8 protein-coding genes and 1 pseudogene are annotated in these 6,585 nt (G+C 74.9%); 4 read left to right on the top strand and 5 right to left on the bottom strand.

Going from position 1 to position 6,585, the window contains the following annotated elements; translation table 11 throughout:
- Positions 1 to 198 (top strand): annotated as a pseudogene (locus tag HUN59_RS19705) (hypothetical protein); the annotation flags it as partial.
- Positions 195 to 1,652 carry a bifunctional hydroxymethylpyrimidine kinase/phosphomethylpyrimidine kinase gene (gene thiD, locus HUN59_RS10310; protein WP_254629853.1) on the top strand — a complete coding sequence of 486 codons (1,458 nt, stop codon included), beginning with the start codon at positions 195 to 197 and terminating at the stop codon, positions 1,650 to 1,652. The pseudogene HUN59_RS19705 and the gene thiD, both read left to right, overlap by 4 nt.
- Positions 1,653 to 1,705: 53 nt before the next feature.
- On the opposite strand, the gene HUN59_RS10305 is transcribed toward thiD, so the two are convergent.
- The 4 genes from HUN59_RS10305 to HUN59_RS10290 form a co-directional block, all read right to left on the bottom strand.
- Positions 1,706 to 2,209, bottom strand: coding sequence for a metallophosphoesterase family protein (locus HUN59_RS10305; protein ID WP_174778295.1), 504 nt, complete (start codon positions 2,207 to 2,209; stop codon positions 1,706 to 1,708).
- Positions 2,206 to 2,721 carry a MarR family winged helix-turn-helix transcriptional regulator gene (locus HUN59_RS10300; protein WP_141861094.1) on the bottom strand — a complete coding sequence of 172 codons (516 nt, stop codon included), beginning with the start codon at positions 2,719 to 2,721 and terminating at the stop codon, positions 2,206 to 2,208. The genes HUN59_RS10305 and HUN59_RS10300 overlap by 4 nt, the downstream gene beginning before the upstream one ends.
- Before the next feature lie 87 nt (positions 2,722 to 2,808).
- Positions 2,809 to 3,270 carry a VOC family protein gene (locus tag HUN59_RS10295; protein ID WP_141861092.1) on the bottom strand — a complete coding sequence of 154 codons (462 nt, stop codon included), beginning with the start codon at positions 3,268 to 3,270 and terminating at the stop codon, positions 2,809 to 2,811.
- 21 nt (positions 3,271 to 3,291) lie between these two features.
- Entirely contained in the window at positions 3,292 to 3,588 is a 297-nt protein-coding gene (locus HUN59_RS10290) for a GNAT family N-acetyltransferase (RefSeq protein ID WP_058743238.1), read from the bottom strand.
- A 77-nt stretch (positions 3,589 to 3,665) separates the two neighbouring features.
- Here HUN59_RS10290 and HUN59_RS10285 point away from each other — a divergent pair, with 77 nt between their 5' ends.
- Together HUN59_RS10285 and HUN59_RS10280 are read left to right on the top strand one after the other, a co-directional pair.
- Positions 3,666 to 4,313, top strand: a complete 648-nt coding sequence (locus tag HUN59_RS10285) for an NADPH-dependent F420 reductase (RefSeq protein ID WP_174778294.1) — start codon at positions 3,666 to 3,668, stop codon at positions 4,311 to 4,313.
- 192 nt (positions 4,314 to 4,505) lie between these two features.
- Complete coding sequence (locus tag HUN59_RS10280) at positions 4,506 to 5,576, top strand: hypothetical protein (protein WP_174778293.1); 1,071 nt, start codon at positions 4,506 to 4,508, stop codon at positions 5,574 to 5,576.
- Between the two features lie 9 nt (positions 5,577 to 5,585).
- Here HUN59_RS10280 and HUN59_RS10275 read toward each other — a convergent pair whose 3' ends face one another.
- Positions 5,586 to 6,443: a LysR substrate-binding domain-containing protein gene (locus HUN59_RS10275; protein ID WP_058743356.1), complete on the bottom strand. Its 858-nt coding sequence runs from the start codon at positions 6,441 to 6,443 to the stop codon at positions 5,586 to 5,588.
- Positions 6,444 to 6,585 lie beyond the last annotated feature (142 nt).

Here is a 6,585-nt window from a genome sequence, read left to right as displayed (position 1 = left end):
CCGCTCCGCGCCGCCGGCGCCGCCGGTGTCGCGGTGGTGTCGGGCATCTGCGCGGCGGCCGACCCTGGTGCGTCCGCTGCCGCGCTCGTCGCGACGTGGGACGCCGCCGGACCCGGCCACGGGGCGGACCGGACGGACGACGGCGGGGGTGGGGCGTGCCTCCAGGCCGGCCCACCGGACCACGGGGCGGACGCGTGACCGGGGGTGTGCCCCGCGTGCTGAGCATCGCGGGGACGGACCCGACGGGCGGGGCCGGCGTGCAGGCGGACCTCAAGGCGATCGCGGCGCACGACGGGTACGGCATGGCGGTCGTGACCGCGCTCGTCGCACAGAACACGCACGGCGTGCGGTCGGTGCACGTGCCGGACCCGGCGTTCCTGCGGGAGCAGCTCGACGCGGTGTCCGACGACGTGACGGTGGACGCGGTGAAGACGGGCATGCTCGGCACCGCCGCGGTCGTCCGCGAGGTCACGGCGTGGCTCCGGGCGCACCGGCCACCGGTCGTCGTGGTCGACCCGGTGATGGTGGCGACGAGCGGCGACCGACTGCTCGACGCGGACGCGGTCGAGGCGGTCCGGGAGCTCCTCGGGCTCGCCGACCTGGTGACGCCGAACCGGGCGGAGCTCGCGGTGCTGGCGGAGCTGGCAGCGGGCGCGTCGGACGGCGGGGGTGCCGTGGGCGGCGACGATCCGGCCCTGCTCGTCGCACGGACCTGGGGCGTGCGGGTCCTGGCGAAGGGCGGCCACGACGACGGGGCCACGGCGGACGACGAGCTCGTGGAGCCCTCGGGCGCGCGGCGGACGTTCTCGGCGCCGCGGGTCGCGACGACGAACACGCACGGCACGGGGTGCTCGCTGTCGAGCGCGATCGCGACGCTCGTGGTGCGGACGGGCGACTGGGAGCTCGCGGTCGGCGAGGCGAAGGCGTGGCTCGGTGCCGCACTGGCCGGGGCGGACGACCTGCGCGTGGGGAGCGGGAACGGACCGGTCGACCACGGTGCCGCCGTCCGGGCGCTCCTGCCGCCGGTGCGGTGGACGGACCGGTGGTGGACGGACGTCGCCGTCGTGCTCGAGGAGATCCTCGCGACGCCGTTCCTGGTGGGGCTGCGGGACGGGACGCTGTCGACGGAGGTCTTCGCGGGGTACCTGGCGCAGGACGTGCACTACCTGCGGGCGTACCAGGGGCACCTGTCGGCCCTGGCTTCGGCAGCGACGCCGTCGTCGGACGAGGCCGCGTTCTGGGCGGGTGCCGCGCAGGGGTGTGCGGACGAGGCGCGGGACCTGCACCACCGCCGGCTCGCGGGCTCCCGGGCGGACGACCCCGTGCACCCGGTGTGCGCCGGGTACCTCGCGCACCTGCAGCGGGCGGCGGACACCGGCTCGGCGGCGGTCCTGGCGGCGGCGGTGCTGCCGTGCTTCCGGGTCTACGCCTGGGTCGGGACGCGGCTCGGCCGGGCACCAGAGGGACACCCGTTCGGCGACTGGCTCGGAGCCTACGGCGACCCGGGGTTCGCGGCGGCCTCGGCGGCGGCGACGGACCGGGTCGAGCGGCACGCGGCCGCGGCGAGCGCCGAGGAACGCGGGCGGATGACGGCGGCGTTCCGGGCGTCGACGGCCTGGGAGCTGGCGTTCTTCCGGATGCCGACGGACTGACGGGGCGGCGCGTGCCCCGGGGCGGGCCCGGGCCCGGGTCCGCATGCCGGGGGTCAGCGCGGGGGCAGACGGACCAGCTCGACGGTCAGGTCGCTCCCGGACACCTCGCCGCGCACCCACGTGTGGTCGGGCTGGCGGCGGCGGTCCGTCGGCGATCCCGGGTTGAGCAGCCGCATGCCCGACGGGGCGACGGTGTCCCACGGGATGTGCGAGTGCCCGAACACGAGCACGTCGGTGTCCGGGTGGTCCCGGTCCGCCCGGCGTTCCCGCCCCGTCGCGGCCCCGGTCTCGTGCACGACCGCCCAGCGCAGGTCCTCGACCAGCAGGTGCGCGACGAGGGGCAGCCGGTCGTCGAACTCGGGACCGTCGTTGTTGCCGCGGACGCCCGCGAAGCGCCGGGAGCGTGCCTGCACGGCGTCGACGGTGGCCAGGTCGACCCAGTCCCCCGCGTGCACCACGAGGTCCGCGGCGTCGATGTCCGCCCAGAGCCCGGCGGGCAGGTCCTTCGCGCGCTTCGGCAGGTGCGTGTCGGACAGCAGGACGAACGACGTCGTCACGAGGCCGTGCGACCGGGCATCGGCAGGCCGGCCTCGTCCGCGGCGCCGAGCCGCTCGAGCAGCCCGGCGAGCAGGGCGACGTCGTCGTCGGACCACTCGGCGAGGCGTTCCTCGAGGGCGCTGCGGTGCATCCGGACCGACCGGTCGAGTGCGGCACGTCCGGCGTCGGTGGCCTCGAGCGGCTTGGCGTTTCCCGAACCACCGTCGGTCGTGCGGACGAGCCCGGCGGCGAGCAGCCCGGACAGCTGCCGCGAGATCGTCGAGCGGTTGAGCCGCAGGTACCGGGCGATGTCGATGGCCATGCAGCCGGGGTGCTGCACGACGAAGTCGACGAGGGACTGGTCGACGACGCTCAGTGCCTCGTCGTCACCGCGGGCGCGGATGCTCGCGCGTCGGGTGATCCGGGAGAGTTCCGTGTAGGCGCGGCCGATGTCGCTGTTCCGGACGTCGCTGTTCCGGACGGCTCCGTCGCGGAGGTCTCCGTCCCGGACGTCGGAGCTCGGGCTGCTCATCTCGGTCTCCAGCCTCTCGCGGGGGTGCGCCGTCCGTCGGCGCCGATCGGTCCCGCCACCATACCGGCGGGTACGTGCGCGGAACCCTCAGTGACCCGCCGCCGCGGCCCGGAGTGCGGGGATGTCGAGCTTGACCATCTGCTGCATGGCCGCGAAGACCCGGGCGTTCGCCTCGGGGTCGCCGCTGCCGGTCATGAGCTCGCCCATCATGGACGGGGTCACCTGCCACGACAGGCCCCAGCGGTCCCGGAGCCAGCCGCACGCGACCGGCTCGCCGCCGTCGGCGAGCAGCGCGTCCCAGACGCGGTCGAGTTCGTCCTGCGTGTCGACGTCGACCTGGAACGACACCGCGTCGGTGTGCGGGTGGCCGGGTCCGCCGTTCATCGCGCGGTACGGCTGTCCGAGGAGCGTGAACTCGACGACCAGTGCGGACCCGTCGGGCATCCGCGCGACGCTGTCGACGCGGCTGTCCCCGAACAGGCTCGTGTAGTGCCGCGCCGCGGGCTCTGCCTGGTCGTCGTACCAGAGGAAGGGGGTGATCGTCGGCATCGTCGCCTCCGCGTGGTGGGGTCAGTCCGCGGCGCCGCGGCTGAGCAGGTCGGCCTTCTCGGGGTGCTCGTCGAACCACTTCGCGACGAACCAGCACATCGGGACGATGCGCTTCGTGGTGGTGGCCTCGACGTCCGCGACGGCGTGCTCGACGAGCTGCGCCGCGTACCCGTGGCCGCGGTGCTTCGGCACCGTGTAGGTGTGCGGGAACGACACGGCGTCGTCGGTCGCGCGGCGGTCGAGCACGCTGACGAGCTCGCCGTCGACGTACATCGCGTAGCGGTCGCGGTCGGCTTCGTCGCGGAACTCGTGGGCCATGCGGCCATCATGCACCCGGCCGGGACGGGCCGTGCACCGTGCGGGAATGCGCCGCCGCACGCGGTGTTGCAGGTCGCATGACCACCATCGGCATCATCGGAGCAGGCAACATCGGATCCCAGCTCGCACGTCTCGCGGTGCAGCACGGCCACCAGGTCGTGATCGCGAACTCGCGCGGACCGGAGACGCTGCAGGACCTCGTCGCGGAACTCGGCGACGGTGCCCGTGCGGCGACCCGAGACGAGGCGGCGGCCGCCGGGGACATCGTCGTCGTGACCACCCCGCTCGCCGCGATCGAGACCATCCCCGTCGAACCCCTCGTCGGCAAGGTCGTCATCGACACGAACAACTACTACCCGCAGCGCGACGGCCACATCGCGGCCCTCGACGACGAGACCACCACGACCGCCGAGCTCCTGCAGGACCACCTGCCCGGCGCCCGCGTCGTGAAGGCCTTCAACCACATCGCCGCGACGGCCCTCACCGACGAGGCGCAGCCCGCCGGCACCCCGGACCGCCGCGCCCTGGTCGTCGCCGGTGACGACGAGGACGCCAAGGCCGTCGTGTCGGAGCTCATCGACTCGTTCGGCTTCGACGTCGTCGACGCCGGGCCGCTCGCCGAGGGCTGGCGCATCCAGCGGGACACCCCCGGGTACGTCACGCGGTACACGGCCGACGAGCTGCGCGGCAAGCTCGCCGAGGCCAAGCGCTACCGCGACATGTGACCCCCGCCCGGCGCAGCCCCGCGTCCCCGGAACTGGGGCTGCGCCGAGGTCCATGCGGACGGATAGAACTGACGATGGATCAGTACGGACGAGGGAGCACCAGTGGCGTCGCACCGCATGCCGGACCGGGACCGGCCGCGCCGACCGGTCCCTGCCTGGGTCACCGCGCCGCCGCACGCTGCGGTCACGACCGTGGTCGCGGATGCCGGCCTGGAGGCACACCCCACCCCCGGCGTTGCGTCGCACCTGTCCGAGCGGGTCGCCACCACGGCGGCCGCCGCGGAACTCCCGCCCGCCGCGGTCCCGAGCGCTGAGCACGACTCCGCCACGCACCTCCCGTCCCCGGAGGACGTCGTCGTCCCCGACTTCCCGCCGCAGCAGGACCTCCTGCCGCCGGCACCGACCTCGCCCGCCGTGCAGGTCCCGACCACCGACGCGGTCCCGGTGTCCCCGACCGCCGTCGCCCCCACCTCGACCCCCGCGCCGGCCGTCGCCGCCGCGCTCCCGGGTCCGCCAGCGCCGGTGCAGCCCGCCGTCCCCGAGGTCGGGCAGCCGCGCTTCTCGGTCCCCGGGCTCGAGCACGTCGTCGTCGAGGGGACGGAGCCGGAGCCCTCCGGGCCGATCGGGTACCGGACCCCCGCGCGCTTCGCCCGACAGCAGGCACCGCTGCCCGCTGCCGCCCCGCCGCAGCCCGACGCGGCGACCCGGGCGTTCGACGCGATCATCACGCCCGCCGCACCGACTCCGACACCGGGCCCAGCTGCAGCTGCCTTGCCCGCCGCCGACGTCTCGGCCCCGGCCACCGGGTCCGCCACCGACGCGGACCACCGGACGCAGGAGCTGCCGCGACCCGACCAGGCGACGACCGCGAGGCGACGTGGCGGACGGGCACCGCGCCTCCAGGCCGGAGCGGCGACCACACGGACCGACCGCCGGCCCGCCGTCGGCGCCACCCCGGGAGCGGCGCTCGGTGCCCTGACCGGGATCGCGACGCTCGCGCTCGCGGCCTGGTGGTTCACCGCACCGACGACCGTGCACGCGACCGGACTCGCGCTCGGGGTCGTGGCGCTGCTGCTCTCGGCGACCGTCCTGCGGGACGGGACGGCGACGTGGCAGCGGCCGCTCGCGCTCCTCGGTGCCGTGCTCGGCGGCGTCGGGACCCTCGTGCTCCTGTGGGCGGTCGCGACCGCGCTCCTGCCGCTCACCGGCGTGACGCTGCCGGACCTGACCGGCACGGGCGCGACGACGACGCTCGTCCCGTAGGGTCCCGGGTCAGACCGCCCGGACGACCCCGCGCGAGGTGATCGCGTTCGTCAGGGCGTCGATCGGCTCGCGCTGCACCGTCGGGTTGGCGATCAGGACGTAGTCGACGGCCGGCAGGTCCGGCAGCGACAGACGCTGCGACACCTTCACGAGGTCCGCGGGGATGAGCGAGTGCGGGAAGACCGCGACACCGATGCCGGCCCGCACCGCCGCGAGGACGCCGTTGACGTCCCGCGTGTTGCAGGTGATCCGCCAGGTGCGGCCGGCGGCCTCGAGCGCGTCGATCGCCATCTGTCGACTGATGCTCGGCGCCTGGTAGGCGATGAGCGGCACCGGCTCGCCGGGTTCGAGGGCGATGCCGTCCTGCGCCATCCACACCATCTGGTCCGTCGCGACGCGGGTGCCCTCGGCGGACTCCCCCGCGGTCTGCTTGATGAAGACCAGGTCGAGCTGTCCGGCGTGCACGCGGCGCAGGAGCGGTGCGGACTGGTTCACGGTGAGCTCGAGGTTCACCTGCGGGTGCAGGCGTCGGAAGTCCCGCAGGATCCGCGGCAGCTGCGTGATCGCGAGGTCGTCCGCCGCGCCGAAGCGGAGGCGTCCGCGGGTGGCGGCACCGGAGAAGTACGCGTCGGCGGTGGCGTGCGCGGCGAGGATCGTCCGCGCGAAGCCCGCCATCGCGTCCCCGTTGTCGGTGAGCGCGACGCCACGGGTGTCCCGGGCGACCAGGGTGCGGGCGACCGCGGTCTCGAGGCGGCGGACGTGCTGCGAGACCGTCGGCTGGCTGATCCCGAGGCGCTGCCCGGCGAGCGTGAAGCTGCCGGTCTCGGCGACGGCCAGGAAGGTTCGCAGCAGGACGGGGTCGAGCATCGGCGCCCCCTCCTTCATTCGACATCGCAATGGAGTGATAGCCACCATACGGGAGCCGAATGGCTCCGGTGGAACTAGTTTCGAGTGGGTACTGACCACCCGTCCGCCCGCGACGATCCGGAGCCCCACCACCGTGAGTGCG

The sequence above is a fragment of the Curtobacterium sp. Csp2 genome (assembly GCF_013347165.1).
This window is presented reverse-complemented; position numbering and strand designations above follow the sequence as displayed.

Excerpts from the sequence above, each read along its gene's own strand:
- HUN59_RS10300 (WP_141861094.1), bottom strand. The coding sequence starts at position 2,721 with ATGAGCAGCCCGAGCTCCGACGTCCGGGACGGAGACCTCCGCGACGGA.
- HUN59_RS10295 (WP_141861092.1), bottom strand. The coding sequence starts at position 3,270 with ATGCCGACGATCACCCCCTTCCTCTGGTACGACGACCAGGCAGAGCCC.
- HUN59_RS10290 (WP_058743238.1), bottom strand. The coding sequence starts at position 3,588 with ATGGCCCACGAGTTCCGCGACGAAGCCGACCGCGACCGCTACGCGATG.
- HUN59_RS10285 (WP_174778294.1), top strand. The coding sequence starts at position 3,666 with ATGACCACCATCGGCATCATCGGAGCAGGCAACATCGGATCCCAGCTC.
- HUN59_RS10275 (WP_058743356.1), bottom strand. The coding sequence starts at position 6,443 with ATGCTCGACCCCGTCCTGCTGCGAACCTTCCTGGCCGTCGCCGAGACC.